12 protein-coding genes are annotated in these 13,757 nt (G+C 61.1%); 3 read left to right on the top strand and 9 right to left on the bottom strand.

The window, feature by feature from the left end; all coding sequences use genetic code 11:
- Window positions 1–7: 7 nt before the first annotated feature.
- The 4 genes from HX812_RS08015 to HX812_RS08000 all read right to left on the bottom strand — a co-directional run bounded on the left by HX812_RS08015 (window position 8) and on the right by HX812_RS08000 (window position 5,998).
- Complete coding sequence (locus HX812_RS08015) at window positions 8–448, bottom strand: CBS domain-containing protein (RefSeq protein WP_016977364.1); 441 nt, start codon at window positions 446–448, stop codon at window positions 8–10.
- A 129-nt stretch (window positions 449–577) separates the two neighbouring features.
- Window positions 578–2,527, bottom strand: a complete 1,950-nt coding sequence (locus tag HX812_RS08010; RefSeq protein WP_038851309.1) for a DNA topoisomerase III — start codon at window positions 2,525–2,527, stop codon at window positions 578–580.
- A 133-nt stretch (window positions 2,528–2,660) separates the two neighbouring features.
- A complete protein-coding gene (locus HX812_RS08005; RefSeq protein ID WP_033902058.1) occupies window positions 2,661–4,286 on the bottom strand; it encodes an MFS transporter in 1,626 nt (541 codons plus the stop codon).
- Window positions 4,287–4,351: 65 nt separating this feature from the next.
- Window positions 4,352–5,998 (bottom strand): GMC family oxidoreductase, encoded by a 1,647-nt coding sequence (locus HX812_RS08000; protein ID WP_038851310.1) that lies wholly within the window; start codon window positions 5,996–5,998, stop codon window positions 4,352–4,354.
- A gap of 178 nt (window positions 5,999–6,176) precedes the next feature.
- Here HX812_RS08000 and HX812_RS07995 point away from each other — a divergent pair, with 178 nt between their 5' ends.
- Entirely contained in the window at window positions 6,177–7,067 is an 891-nt protein-coding gene (locus HX812_RS07995; RefSeq protein WP_038851312.1) for a LysR family transcriptional regulator, read from the top strand.
- A gap of 80 nt (window positions 7,068–7,147) precedes the next feature.
- Here HX812_RS07995 and HX812_RS07990 read toward each other — a convergent pair whose 3' ends face one another.
- Genes HX812_RS07990 through HX812_RS07980 form a run of 3 tightly spaced genes read right to left on the bottom strand, consistent with a single transcriptional unit; the run spans window position 7,148 to window position 10,178 of the window.
- Window positions 7,148–8,245 (bottom strand): DNA alkylation repair protein, encoded by a 1,098-nt coding sequence (locus HX812_RS07990; protein WP_038851314.1) that lies wholly within the window; start codon window positions 8,243–8,245, stop codon window positions 7,148–7,150.
- 17 nt (window positions 8,246–8,262) lie between these two features.
- The gene (locus tag HX812_RS07985; protein ID WP_038851315.1) at window positions 8,263–9,609 is read right to left on the bottom strand and encodes a glutamine synthetase family protein; all 1,347 of its coding nucleotides are present in this window, start codon (window positions 9,607–9,609) and stop codon (window positions 8,263–8,265) included.
- An 11-nt stretch (window positions 9,610–9,620) separates the two neighbouring features.
- Window positions 9,621–10,178, bottom strand: a complete 558-nt coding sequence (locus HX812_RS07980) for a helix-turn-helix domain-containing protein (RefSeq protein WP_038851316.1) — start codon at window positions 10,176–10,178, stop codon at window positions 9,621–9,623.
- Window positions 10,179–10,319: 141 nt separating this feature from the next.
- Between HX812_RS07980 and HX812_RS07975 the strand changes: the two genes are divergently transcribed.
- Together HX812_RS07975 and HX812_RS07970 are read left to right on the top strand one after the other, a co-directional pair.
- Window positions 10,320–10,628, top strand: coding sequence for an RcnB family protein (locus HX812_RS07975; protein ID WP_033902066.1), 309 nt, complete (start codon window positions 10,320–10,322; stop codon window positions 10,626–10,628).
- A 76-nt stretch (window positions 10,629–10,704) separates the two neighbouring features.
- The gene (locus tag HX812_RS07970) at window positions 10,705–11,898 is read left to right on the top strand and encodes an MFS transporter (RefSeq protein WP_038851317.1); all 1,194 of its coding nucleotides are present in this window, start codon (window positions 10,705–10,707) and stop codon (window positions 11,896–11,898) included.
- Here HX812_RS07970 and HX812_RS07965 read toward each other — a convergent pair.
- Together HX812_RS07965 and HX812_RS07960 are read right to left on the bottom strand one after the other, a co-directional pair.
- Window positions 11,861–12,133, bottom strand: coding sequence for a DUF1652 domain-containing protein (locus HX812_RS07965; protein ID WP_033902071.1), 273 nt, complete (start codon window positions 12,131–12,133; stop codon window positions 11,861–11,863). The genes HX812_RS07970 and HX812_RS07965 overlap by 38 nt on opposite strands.
- A gap of 107 nt (window positions 12,134–12,240) precedes the next feature.
- Window positions 12,241–13,731 carry a PAS domain S-box protein gene (locus HX812_RS07960; RefSeq protein WP_038851319.1) on the bottom strand — a complete coding sequence of 497 codons (1,491 nt, stop codon included), beginning with the start codon at window positions 13,729–13,731 and terminating at the stop codon, window positions 12,241–12,243.
- Between the last annotated feature and the right edge of the window lie 26 nt (window positions 13,732–13,757).

Genomic DNA, 13,757 nt, shown 5'->3' with positions numbered 1-13,757 from the left:
GGTTCCCCTATTCGCCGCGGATGTACTGCTCCAGCTGTTTGATCAGGTCAGCCTGGTCGGCAATGGCTTCTTTCACCAAGTCACCGATAGAGAGCAGGCCCAACAGTTTGCCGTCTTCCACCACCGGCAGGTGGCGCAGGTGACTGTCGGTCATGATGTTCATGCACTCATCGACCTTTTTATGGGTGTCGACGGTGATCACCGGGGAACTCATCACCTCATGCACCTTCGTGGTGACCGACGAAAGCCCCTTGAGCATGATTTTGCGGGCGTAATCACGTTCGCTGATGATGCCTACCACCACGCCATCCTGGACGACCGGCAAGGCCCCGACGTTTTTCTCCGACATCCGGACCAGTGCTTCAAACACGGTGTGGTCGTGTTTGATGACATGGACTTCCTGGTTTTTCTGGTCCTTGGCTTTGAGCACTTGTGCAACGGTTTTCATGGCGGCCACTCCGGTTTTTGTTAGTTAGTCAGGCTCCCCCTACAGAATCCTAGACGGCCCGCGCGGCGGCAAGGTCCAAAGCGGCGCTAAACCCGTCGAAAAACGTCATTCGCCGGATTTTTTCGGGTTTTACCCCGTAGCTGTCGGCTTTTTCGCCCGTTTTGGGCTGGCTGCTGTCTTGCGCGGCGCGCTCTTGCGCTTCTTTTTCCATGGCGCGGCGCCGGGTCCTGCCGGACTGGCCGGGCCGCTGATGGTCATGCGCAGGCCATTGCAACGCGCCACCTGCTTGCTCATCCAGGCCGCCTGTTTGGCGACGAATTCTTCCAGGCTCATTTCGCCGCTTTGCACCATGTCCAGCGCCTGCTCCCAGATCGCCGTGGTGCCAGGGTCCGCGATGGCGCGGGGCACGGCGTCGATCAGGCTGAACGCTGCCGGGGTGGCCGACAGCGCCTTGCCGTTTTTCACCAGGTAGCCACGGTCCAGCAGGCCCTGAATGATGCCGGCACGGGTGGCTTCGGTGCCGATGCCGGTGGTGTCCTTGAGCTTTTGCTTGAGCAGCGGGTCTTCCACCAGCTTGGCGACGTTTTTCATCGCCTTGATCAGGTCGCCTTCGGTAAAGGGCTTGGGCGGTTGGGTCCACAGGTCCTTGAGGGTGACCTTGGCCACGGCATAGTCTTGGCCCTGCACCAATGCCGGCAACGCTTGTGGGGCCGGCGCTTCGCGGCCTTTTGCTGGCGCGAGGGCTTCGGGCAGGGCACGTTTCCAGCCCGGTTCGATGACCACTTTGCCCACTGCGCGCAACGCTTGGCCTGCGCACTCGAAGTCCGCCTGGGTGCGATCGTATTCGTGGTTGGGCAGGAACTGCGCCAGGTAGCGCGCACGAATCAACGTGTACACCGCACGGTGCTTGCCGGTGAGTTGCCCTACATCTTTGCCGGCGCCGGTCGGGATGATGCCGTGGTGGGCGCTGACCTTGGCGTCATTCCACGCCCGCGAGCGACGCTGCGGGTCGATATGCGCCATCAATTCGTTCACCGCACTATCGGCGCGCGCGATGGCAGCAAGAATCTTCGGCGCGTCGCTGTGCTGGCTCAGAGGCAGGTAGCCGCAATCACTACGAGGGTAGGTGATGACTTTATGGGTTTCATATAGCGACTGGGCGATATCCAGGGTTTCTTGGGCACCAAGGCCGAGCTTCTTGGAGCAGATTTCTTGCAGGGTGCCGAGATCGAATGGCAGGGGCGCGACTTCACGCATGCGTTCGGTACGCAGTTTTACCAGCCGCGCGGTGGCGGCGTTGCGCATGGCGTCGGCGGCGTCTCGCGCCAGTTGCGGGTTGAGGCAGCGGCCCTGGTCATCACAGGCATCCTCGGCCGCGCGCCATTGGGCGGTGAAGGTCATGGCGTTGTGGTGTAGGTCGACATCGATGGCCCAGTACGCCACCGGCACAAAATCGGCAATGCTACGGTCGCGGTCCACCACCAGGCGCAAGGTCGGCGTTTGCACCCGACCCACAGGCAATACGCCCTGATAACCGGATTGGCGCCCCAGCAAGGTAAACAGGCGGCTCATGTTCATGCCGATCAGCCAGTCGGCACGGGAACGGCCCAAGGCCGAGTGATACAGGCTGAAGGTCTCGGCGCCTGGCTTGAGGGCGGCCAGGGCCTTGCGGATGGAGGCGTCGTCCAGCGCCGACAGCCACAGCCGTTGGATCGGCCCACGATAGCGGCAATGCTCCACCAGCTCACGCGCGATCATCTCGCCTTCGCGGTCGGCGTCGGTGGCGATCACCAGTTCCTGGGCTTCCCCCAGCAAACGCTTGACCGCCTTGAACTGGCTGGCGGTCTTGGGCTTGACGCGCATCTTCCATTTTTCCGGGACGATGGGCAGGTCGGCCAGCACCCAGCGCTTGTACTTCTCGTCGTAGGCGTCGGGCGGGGCGGTTTCCAGCAGGTGGCCGATGCACCAGGTGACCGTGACGCCATTGCCCAGCCAGCAGCCATCGCCCCGGCGACTGGCACCGAGTACGGCCGCAATATCCTTGGCCTGGGAAGGTTTTTCACAGAGGTACAGCCGCATGCTCAGCCCGTTCGTTACACCGTCGAATGGAGAGCAGGATGGGCAAAAGAAGGGATTTGATCAACCATTATCTGGATGGATATACAGCAATTTGTGTGCGCCCCCGTCCGGTAAGGGAAGGGGGCGCCTTCAGTCAGTTGTTATCAATATCCACATGCCGTGTTTCTTTGAGGCAGAACAGCCCCACGATCAGGCTCACCCCGGTCACCACCACCGGATACCACAGGCCGTAGAAGATATCGCCGGTGTACACCACCAGGGCGAACGACACGGTCGGCAGGAACCCGCCAAACCAGCCGTTGCCGATGTGGTAAGGCAGGGACATGGAGGTATAGCGAATGCGGGTCGGGAACAATTCCACCATCAACGCGGCCAGCGGGCCGTAGCACATGGCGGCGATCAGGATCAGCGCCACGATCAGCACCACCACCATGGTCTTGTTGACTTGTGCCACATCCGCCGAAGACGGATAACCGGCCAGGGTCACGGCGCCGCGCAGGGCTTTTTCGTCAAACCCGTCGATCCGCACGTCGCCCACGCTTACCTGCACCGGGCTGCCGGCCGGTGCGGCGGCGCTGCTGTAGGGCAGGCCCTGCTTGACCAGGAAGGTCTTGACCTTGTCGCATGGGCTGTCGAATTTGGCCTTGCCCACCGGGTCGAACTGGAAGGTGCAGGTGGCCGGGTCGGCCAGCACGGTGATTGGGGCCTGGTTGCTGGCCTGGTCCATCGCCGGGTTGGTGTAGTGCGCCAGGCTCTTGAAGATCGGGAAGTACAGCGCGGTGGCCAGCAGCAGGCCGAGCATCAGCACCGGCTTGCGGCCCACCTTGTCCGACAGCCAGCCGAAGAAGATAAAGAACGGCGCGCCGATCACCACGCTGATGATCAACAGCATGTTGGCCAGGGCCGGGTCCATTTTCAGGAACTGGGTGAGGAAGAACAGCACATAGAACTGCGCCGCGTAGAAGGTCACCGCCTGGCCGCCGTTGATGCTGAACAGCGCGATCAGCACGATCTTGAGGTTTTCCCATTTGCCGAACGAATCGCGGATCGGCGACTTGCTGGCCTTGCCTTCCTCTTTCATTTTCAGGAACGCTGGCGACTCATGCAGGCTCATGCGGATCCAGGTGGAAATACCCAGCAGCACAATGGAGAACAGGAACGGAATACGCCAGCCCCACACTTCGAACTGGTCACCGGTGAAGTAACGGCATGCCAACACCACCAGCAGTGACAGCAGCAGGCCGAGGGTCGCGGTGGATTGAATCCAGCTGGTGTGGAAGCCGCGTTTGCCGGCGGGCGCATGTTCCGCCACGTAGGTTGCTGCGCCGCCGTATTCACCGCCCAGCGCCAGGCCTTGCAGCATGCGCAGCACGATCAGGATGATCGGCGCCGCAATGCCGATGCTCGCGTAAGTCGGCAACAGCCCGACACAGAAGGTCGCCACGCCCATCAAGATGATGGTGACGAGGAAGGTGTATTTGCGCCCGATCATGTCGCCCAGGCGGCCAAACACCAGCGCGCCGAACGGCCGCACCACAAAGCCGGCCGCAAAGGCCATCAAGGCAAAGATGAACGCCGTGGTGTCGTTGACCCCGGCAAAGAACTGCTTGCTGATCACCGCCGCGAGGGCGCCATAGAGGAAAAAGTCATACCACTCGAACACCGTCCCCAGGGACGAGGCGAAGATGACCTTCTTTGAGTCGTTGCGGGTAACGGCGCTGTTGACCGCCGAGCCCAGGGGTTGAGCATGTTCTGACATCGGGTAGCCCTCACAGTGATTATTTATTGTTGTTCCACTGTCGGCGCCAGGTCTGGCGCCGCTATTCAGATTGCATGAACCAGTTCTTTCTCCGGGGCGAGACTCCTTGTGTTCGGCGAAAGGATCAGCTGCGCGGCCTTCTCCGCGATCATCAGCGTCGGTGAACAGGTATTGCCGGACGTGATGCGCGGCATGACCGACGCATCGGCAATGCGCAGGCCCGGCACGCCATGCACCCGCAGTTGCGCATCCACCACCGCGTCTTTATCGCTGCCCATGCGGCAGGTGCCGACCGGATGGAAGATGGTCGTACCGATGCGCGCGGCGGCTTCGTGCAACTCGTCTTCGGTTTGCAGCGAATCGCCCGGCAGATATTCCACCGGTTTGAACTGGCTGAGAGCGGGTGCGGCAACAATGCGGCGTGTCAGGCGGATCGCGTCGGCGGCCACCCGCAAGTCTTCCGGGTGGCTCAGGTAATTGGGGCGGATCAGTGGTGCATCCGCCGGGTTGGCCGAGCGAATGTCGATGCGCCCGCGACTTTGCGGGCGCAAGTCGCAGACCGATGCGGTAAACGCCGGGAATGCGTGCAGCGGCTCGCCAAAGCGCTCAAGTGACAGCGGCTGTACGTGGTATTCGAGGTTGGCCGAGGTCTGTTCCGGACCCGAGCGGGCAAATGCGCCGAGCTGACTGGGCGCCATCGACAATGGGCCGCTGCGGTCATACAGGTAACGCAGGCCCATGCCCATCTTGCCCCATAGCGTGCCGGCAATCTGGTTGAGGGTGCGCGCGTTTTCCAGTTTGTAGATCAGCCGCAGTTGCAGGTGGTCCTGCAAGTTGCCACCGACACCCGGCAGCTCATGCAGCACGTCGATGCCCAAGGGTTTGAGCACGCTGGACGGACCGATTCCCGAACGCTGCAAAATACCCGGTGAACCTACGGAGCCGGCGCACAGCACGATTTCCTTGCGTGCCTTCCAGCTCATCTGCTGGCCCTGCTGGCGCCCGATCACCTGGGAGGCGCGGCCGTTCTCCAGCAGTACGCGGTCGACTTCCACTTCGGTCATCACCGTGAGGTTGGGGCGCTGACGGATAGGCTTGAGAAACGCCTTGGCCGCATTCCAGCGCACGCCGGCCTTCTGGTTGACCTGGAAGTAGCCGCAGCCTTCGTTGTCGCCCGTGTTGAAGTCGTTGAGGGTGGCAATGCCGCTTTGCGCTGCCGCATCACGGAAGGCATCGAGGATCGGCCAGTGCAGGCGCTGCTGTTCGACGCGCCATTCGCCACCGTCGCTGTGGAACTCCGAGCCGCCGGCAAAATGGTTTTCGCTTTGCTTGAACAGGGGCAGCACGTCTTTCCAGGCCCAGCCTGCGTTGCCTTCTGCCGCCCAGCCGTCGTAATCCTGGGCCTGGCCGCGCATGTAGATCATGCCGTTGATGGACGAACAGCCGCCCAGCACCTTGCCCCGTGGGTAACTCAACGCACGGCCTTGCAGGCCTTCTTGGGCTTCGGTCTTGAAACACCAGTCGGTGCGTGGGTTGCCGATGCAGAACAGGTAGCCGACGGGAATGTGGATCCAGGGGTAGTTGTCGCGGCCGCCGGCTTCAAGCAGCAGCACGCGGTGAGCGGGGTTGGCGGACAGTCGATTGGCCAGCAGGCAGCCCGCGGGGCCGGCACCTACGACGATGTAATCGTATTCAGCAGTTGCAATGGGCATCTGAAGGTCTCGCTTGTTTTTCTTATGCGTTCCATCCTAGTTGTTAGTTTTCGTCTTAAAAATGTTAGTTTTTACCCAGCTGCTGTGCGTTTTTAAACAGCGTGGCCCTTTGACTTCGCTCACCACAGGTACCGGGCACGACTTTAGTCAGTATTTATGTCCATCGGAGGGAGGCGTCATGTTCGACTGGAATGACCTGCGGTACTTTCTGGAGCTGCAGCGCAGCGGCCGCCTGCTCACCGCCGCGCAACGCCTGAAAACCACCCACGCCACCGTCGCGCGGCACATCGAGGCGATCGAGAAAAGCCTCGGCACCGCGCTGTTCGTGCAGCATGCCCAGGGCTACGAGTTGACGCCGGCCGGCGAGGCCTTGCTCAAGCACGCCGAAGCCATGGAAAACGTCGCGCTGTTGGCCGAAGACGAACTGACCCACTCCGCCGCGCCCCTGGGCAAGATCCGCCTCGGCGTGGCCGAGGGATTGGGCGTGATGTTCCTGGCCAGTCGCATGGGCGGACTGTTTGACCGCTACCCCGGGCTGGAAGTGGAACTGGTGGCGGTGCCGCGCTTTGTCAGCATCCTCAACCGCGAAGCGGAGATCAGCATCCACCTTGAACGCCCCAGCGTCGACCAACTGGTCACGCGCAAACTCACCGACTACCGCCTGGCCCTCTACGCCAGCCGTGCCTACCTGGAGCGCAACCCACCGATCGAGAAACGCGAAGACCTCGCCGCGCACGCGTGGATCGATTATGTAGACGACTTGCTGTTCAGCCAGGAACTCAAGTTCCTTAGCAGCTTCTGCCGCAACCCCAAGGTGGTGTTCCACAGCACCAGCGTGATCGCCCAGCACCAGGCAGCGCGCTCCGGGTTGGGGATTGCGGTGTTGCCGTGCTTTATGGCGTCGGGCGATCCGGACTTGGTGCCGTTGCTGCCGGGGGAGGGGATCCAGCGCAGCTACTGGATCAGTTCGCGCCGGGAGTTGCACAAATCGGTGCGGCTGCGGGTGTTGTGGGATTACGTGGTGGAGTTGTGCGCGCGCGAGCAAAGGTTGTTGCTCGGCGAGATCTGACTGACCGTAACCGGATTAAAACTGTGGGAGCGAGCAAGCCCGCTCCCACATTTGGAACTGTGCAGGTTTACTCAATCGAGTCAGGCGCGCAATTCGAACTCCGCGCTGCCTAGCCGATCCCCATTCACCAACACGTGCACCACATGCCGTCCGGGATAGTGCTTGCGCGTGGTCAGTTCGCGGATATGTTGCTCACGTCGGATGCTGTGAAGTTCGCCAGCGCCGAGGGTAAACGCCTTGAGCTTGAACACCTTTGCGGCACTGTGGCCGGCGCTTTTCACGTAGTCGATGGCGTAGTCCACCACCAGTTTCTGTGGGGTAGTGGCGGTGGACTCCAGGCTGAACGACAGGTTGATGCGGTCGCCCAGGTTGATCACCGCCGGCGTGACCTGTAGGTGGTGGATCTTCACCTGGGCCTTGGCGCCGGCGCCCATGATCGTCAGCGCACGGGTGTTGCCTTGCTTGATCAGGCTGCGCAGGGCGTGGCGGGCGATCCAGGCGGTGTGAGGGTTCTCCAGGTTCCAGCCTTCGATCAGGCTGAGCACCCAGTCCGGGTGGTCCTTGGTGATGTCGTTGAGGTGGTTGGCCACTGACTTGCGCACATAGAGGCTGCTGTCGGCCTTGAGGTTGTCGAGGATCGACGCGCACAGCTCGGGGCGGGCCTGCACCTGTGCCAGGCGGAATGACCAAGGCAGGCGCGGACGCGAACCTTCGCTGGCCAGGCGGCGCACGTGTTCGTTGTCATCCAGTGACCAGGTTTGCATCACCGCCAATGTGCGCTGGAAGTCGTGCTGCAAAAAGTGGCGGATGGCGAATTCGGCGGAGCCAAAGGTGGTGAAGTATTTAAGAGCAGCCATGGAGCGCTTGAAGTCGTGCAACCCGTAACTTGCCACGAAATGCGGCAGGAACAGGCTGACGAACGCGCTGTTCAAGCGTGGGGCCAACGCGTAAAGCACCTTTAGGGTTTGCGGGTAATCCAGCGGGATCACCGCATGCAGGCTCTCGCTGACCCGCGCCATGCGCTGCATCACCGACAACTCGGCCAACCCGGCCTTGGCGTGCTTGAGGAAGCCCTTGGCGTCGAACGCCGGGTACACCGCCGTCATCTCGGTAGCGATATGGTGGAGGCGTTCGACATTGAAAATTTCCTTCAGCGCCGGGGCAGCTTGTTCGGTCATCGATGATTCCTGGGCGGTTAGAGAAACCAGCGGTATTCCCGCGCGTTGATCTCTTGTTGAAAGGCCAGGTGGTCCTGGCGTTTGTTTTCGCAGTACACGTCGACAAATTCGGCGCCCAGCTTATCGCGCAATACCGCTTGATGCTGCATGGTGCGCACGGCGTCGAGCATGTCCAGGGGGAAGTCGGTGCCGCTGCTGCGGTCCTCGTTCAGCGGGGCGATGGGTTCGCGCTTGGCTTCCAGGCCGTGCTCCAGGCCGACTAGGATCGCCGCCAGCACCAGGTACGGGTTGGCATCGGCACTGGCCAGGCGGTGCTCGATGCGCAGGTTGCGTGGGTCGGACTCGGGAATGCGCACGCACGCGTCACGGTCTTCAAAGCCCCAGCTGGCGCGGGTGGCGGCGTTGACCGTACCGCCCAGGCGGCGGAAGGCGTTGTGGTTCGGCGAGAAGATCGGCATGCAGTGGGGCAGCAACTCCAGGCAGCCGGCCACGGCATGCCGCAACGGTTGCTGCTGGTGCGCCGCCAGCAGGTTATTGCCCGCGCCATCATACAGGCTGACATGCACATGCATGCCACTGCCGGGGTATTGCAGGTACGGCTTGGCCATGAAGCTGGCGCGGTAACCGTGCTTGAGCGCCACGCCACGGGTGCTGCGGCAGAACAGGGCGGCCCAGTCGGCGGCGCGCAGGCCGTCATCGAGGTGACCGAAGTTGATCTCGAACTGGCCGGGGCCGATCTCGGCAGTGATCACCGTGATATCGATGCCTTGGTCCTTGGCGGTGTGCGCCATGTCATCCAGCACTTCGCTGAAGCGTGACAGCCGTTCGATATGCAGGTTGGGCTGGTCGTCGGCGTCATCGCTCAGTGGGTCGCGGGCGAATTGCGGCAGGCCGTTGTCGAGTTTTTTGTCGAACAGGTAGAACTCCAGTTCGAACGCCACCACCGGGTGGATGCCCTTGTGGTGCAGGCGCTCCAGCACCTTGGCCAGCACTTCGCGGGGTTCGAATTCGATGGGCGCTTCGGTGCCGTCCGAGGTGATCAGCATCTGGCCCAGGGGTTGCGACTCCCAGCTCATCGGCTTGAGCGTGCCTGGCACCAGGCGGCGGTTGGCATCCGGGTCGCCGTCGTTGAAGCAGTAGTCACCGATCTTGAACAGGCCACCCTGGGCCCCCAGCAAGACTGCGTTTTGCGGCAGTTTCAACGGGCTGCCGGCTGCGACTTTTTCCAGCATCTCCACCGGGTAGCGCTTGCCGTAGAAGTGCCCGGGAATGTCCAGGGCGATCAGGTCGACGTAACGCACGTCGGGGTGGTTCTGGCGAAAGGTCCGGACTTCGGCCAGTAGGGAGGCAGGATGGCTTTTCACGGGTGTAGCTCCTAGTTGTAAACCCACAGCACGCGGGCGGGCAGGTCAGTCAGGTTGGCGTAGCGGCAATGGGCGAAGCTGGCCAAGTGGAAACTGTCGCCAGGGCCGAGGGTGACCGAATCGGCCTCACCTTCAACCCACAAGGTCAACTCGCCTTCCAGCACAAAACCGGCCTGTTCGGCGCGGTCGCTCATGGTTTGTTCACCGCTGTTGGCACCTGGCGCCAACAGGCTGTCGAGCATCGAAAAGGCGCCGTTCATGCTCGGCGACACGAGGATGTCGGTGATGCCATTGGCGTAATACACCGTGCGCCGCTCGTTAGGGCGGGTGATCCAGTCCACGGCCTTGGGTTTGGGCTGGCTGTAGAAATACGTGGTGGGCACGTCGAGGGCGTGGCTGATAGCGGTCAAGTCCGCCACGGTCGGCCGCGACAGGCCGCGCTCGACCTGGGACAGGAAGCCCACGGAACGCTCGATCTTATGCGCGAGCTGGGCGAGGGTGAGCTTCTTGTGCTTGCGCAGGTCGTGGATCAGCGCGGCGAGGGTGGCAAGTTCTTCTTGAGGTGTCATGAAATTTATTTCGATAAATTTCATGAAAAATTACAGGATTTATTTCACGGAGGCAATGAGGCATCTGCCACAGGTGAATTGAATGATCATGCGCGGCAGCGGTCCGAACGTGGGTAAGCATCATTCATTGAAGGAGCACCCATGAAGTCAAAATCCCTGATCGCCTCGCTGCTGGTCGCTACCAGCCTGTCCACCGCCAGCTTCATCGTGCAAGCCGGTGATACCCCTCAGGAAACCGTGCAACCTTCGAACATCAACACCCGTGACCTGAAAGAAGGCGACCGTGCGCCCGACATCTTGATGCGCAAGGAGTCGGCCGTCAGTGACTGGAAGAAACGCGGCCTCAAGCAGCCTGAAGAAGACAGCCAGTGGGCGCGGGTGGGCGATAGATTCGTGCTGCTCAAGACCACCAACGGCACCATTCTTGAGATCACCCCCGTCAAGAAATGACCTTGCATTTTTGCCCTGTTCCTGAGTTAAGGTAGCCGGCTGAAAGGCCGCGTTACCTTCAAGGAAAAAGAGCAGGATGCTTGCCACAATAAGAAACTACCCACGCACCGTTAACCTGCTGCTATCCGCCACGTTGCTGCTCACGCTGGCCAAGGCCATCACGTTTCCGTACCTGGTGATTTACCTCACCCGCCACTTCGCCCTCGATATCACCCAGGTCGGCCTGGTGATCGGCAGTTCGCTGATCGTTGGCTCGCTGCTCAGTGTGTACGGCGGTTTCCTCGTAGACCGCATCAACAGCTACCGGCTATTGCTGGCCTTAAGCGTGCTGTTTGTGCTGGGTTTTATCGGCACGGTACTGGCGCAGACTATCTGGGCGTTCTACAGCTGCCTGATTCTGATCAACCTGGCTTACGCGGTGATTGATATCGCCGTCAAAGCCGGCTTTGCCAGCCTGTTGCCGGAAGACGCACGCAGTGAAGTGTTTTCCATCAAGTACACCCTGACCAACATCGGTTATGCCGTCGGGCCTTTTTTCGGGGCGATGATTGCCAAGTGGGATATCAGCCTGCCGTTTATTCTGTCGGCGCTGTTGGGTGTGGGGTTTTTCCTGCTGTATTGGCGCTGGGGTGACCGTACCCTGGCCACCGTGGATGCCACGCAAAAACCGGTGCCATTCCTGGCCGTCGGCCGAGTGCTTTTAAGCGATCATCGCCTGGTGTGCTTTACCCTCGGCGGCGTGCTCAGTGCCGTGGTATTCGGCCAGTTCACTGCGTGGCTGTCGCAGTACCTGGTGACCACCACCACCGCTGAATACACCTACACCGTGGTCAGCGCCGTGCTGACCACCAACGCGGTGCTGGTGATTGCCTTGCAGTACGTGATTGGGCGGCGCATTTCGCACCGCTACCTGGGCCAGTGGCTGATCGCGGGGCTGGGCATGTTCATGCTGGGCATCGTCGGGTTCGCGCTGTCCACCAGCGTGTTGTGGTGGGTGCTGGCGATGGCGGTGTTCACGGTGGGCGAGATCATCGTGTTTCCGGCCGAGTACATGTTCATCGACCGGATCGCCCCGGACCACCTGCGGGGCATGTATTACGGGGCACAGAACCTGTCCAATCTCGGTGCCGCGTTGGGGCCGGTGTTATGTGGGCTGGTATTGGCCAGCCTGCCGGCGCACTACATGTTCTACATGCTGGGGGCGTTCATCGTGGGGGGCGGGGTGTTTTATTTCATTGGGGCGTCGTTGAAGGCAAGTCATCCAGCGTGAGCTTGCCCATGGTGTTGCTCTGCAGTTCGTAGCGCAATTCTTCCACCATCTTTTCCACTTCTTGCGGGGTCTGCAGGCGGTTGGTGCTGATCCCGGTCACCACCAGATCCACACGGCCGGTTTGTGCGTCGTAGACCTTGAGGGTCAGGGACGCGTCCCGGCACAGGGTAAATTCACATGTCAGCGGCGACAGGCCTTCTTCGATGCAATTTCGCAGTTGAGAGAGGGTAAACATGCGGGTTCCTTCAGGCATAAGTTCGATGCTTAAAGGTTATGGCGTGCTTCCCGCAGCAATAAGGCGAATTCGCACTAAGTGCACTAGTGCATTTGCACTTTCCCGACCTATTTCTTGAGGCGCAATTCCCCGGCGAATAGCCCGCGTTCACGGGCCCAGACGATAGCCGCACTGCGGCTATGAACCCCCAATTTCGAGTATACCGTCGCCACATGGTTACGCACGGTATTGGGTGCCAGTTTCAGGCGCGAGGCGATCTCTTTGTCGGCCAGGCCTTCACAGATCAACCCCAGTACATCGCGTTCACGGGCCGTGAGGTCGGTAAAGGCGATATTCGGCTGGTTAGGGCTGTTGACGCTCTTGGCGTTGGCGAGTTTTTCGATCAATGTCTGGCTGAACCAGGAGGCGTCCTGCATCACTTCCTCGATGGCCGCCACCAACTCCAGCTCGGAGCGTTTGCGTTCGGTGATGTTCATCATCACCAGCAGGTAGCAAGGCACGTCCTCAATGACCACAGTGTCGGCGGACACCACACAGTCGATCACTTCGTTGCCTTTCTTGCGCACCTTGAGGTCCTGGCCGTCGAGGTTGCCGGCTTTTTCCAGGGTGGTGAACAACTGGTCGCAGGCAGAAGCGCTGTCGATAAAGTCGATGTCTTCGATGGACTTGCCGATCAATTCTTCACTGATGTACCCAGTGATGCTCATGAAGGCTTCGTTGATGTCGACCACCTGACGGTTGCCGGCGCTGCACACCAGGGTCGGCACGGGCGTCAGACGGAAGGATTTGGCGAAGCGCTCCTCACTCTGGCGCAGGGCGATTTCTGCCTTGCGTCGCGGCTCCAGGTCCATGAACGAAAACAGCATGCAATCCTCTTCGTTCATGTCCAAGGGTTGGCCGGCAACGATCACCAGTTTGCTGCCTCCCTCAGGCAGGCGCAGTTCGGCCTGCATCTGCGGGATGGTGGACCCTTCGCCCAGGCGCTGGATGGCCAGGTCCTTGCGCTCGGCCTGTTCCAGCACGTCCAGCTCATAGACGGATTTACCGATGACCTGGTCGCGGTTGTAGCCGGTCATTTCCAGGAAACCCTGGTTGACCTTGATGTAGCGTAAGTCACTCAGGCGACAGATCACCGCCGGCGCCGGGTTGGCGTTGAAGGTTTTTTCGAAGCGCTGTTCGGCGCTGGCCCATTCGGTGGCGTCGCTGAGGATCAGTACCAGCAACTCCGGTTCACCACGGGAGTCGGTGATCACCAGGCTGCGCAGACGGTGGACCCAGGTTTTCTCTTCATCGGCGGTGGGCGTGACTTCCACCACCACGTCGCTGAATTCATCGCCCGCGGCGGCTCGGGCCAGGGGGTAGTTTTCCAGCTGCACGGGGTGGTTGTTGCGGTAGCGCAAGGCGAAACGCTTGGCATATTCCTGGCCATCGGCGCCTAGCCCCATCACGTCGCCCACGCCATGCATGGTGAGGGCCGCTTCGTTGGCCCAGAGAATGGTTTGATCGATCTCGGCCAGAATCACACCGTCGGACAGCCCGGAGATGATCTGCTGCAGTTGGCGACGGTTGGTTTCTTTGGCTAGAACGTCCTGGGTCATAGGTTCTCCGGGGATTTGGGCGCATG

It is taken from the genome of Pseudomonas sp. IPO3749 (assembly GCF_013386605.1).
Taxonomy (GTDB): domain Bacteria; phylum Pseudomonadota; class Gammaproteobacteria; order Pseudomonadales; family Pseudomonadaceae; genus Aquipseudomonas; species Aquipseudomonas azotoformans_A.
This window is presented reverse-complemented; position numbering and strand designations above follow the sequence as displayed.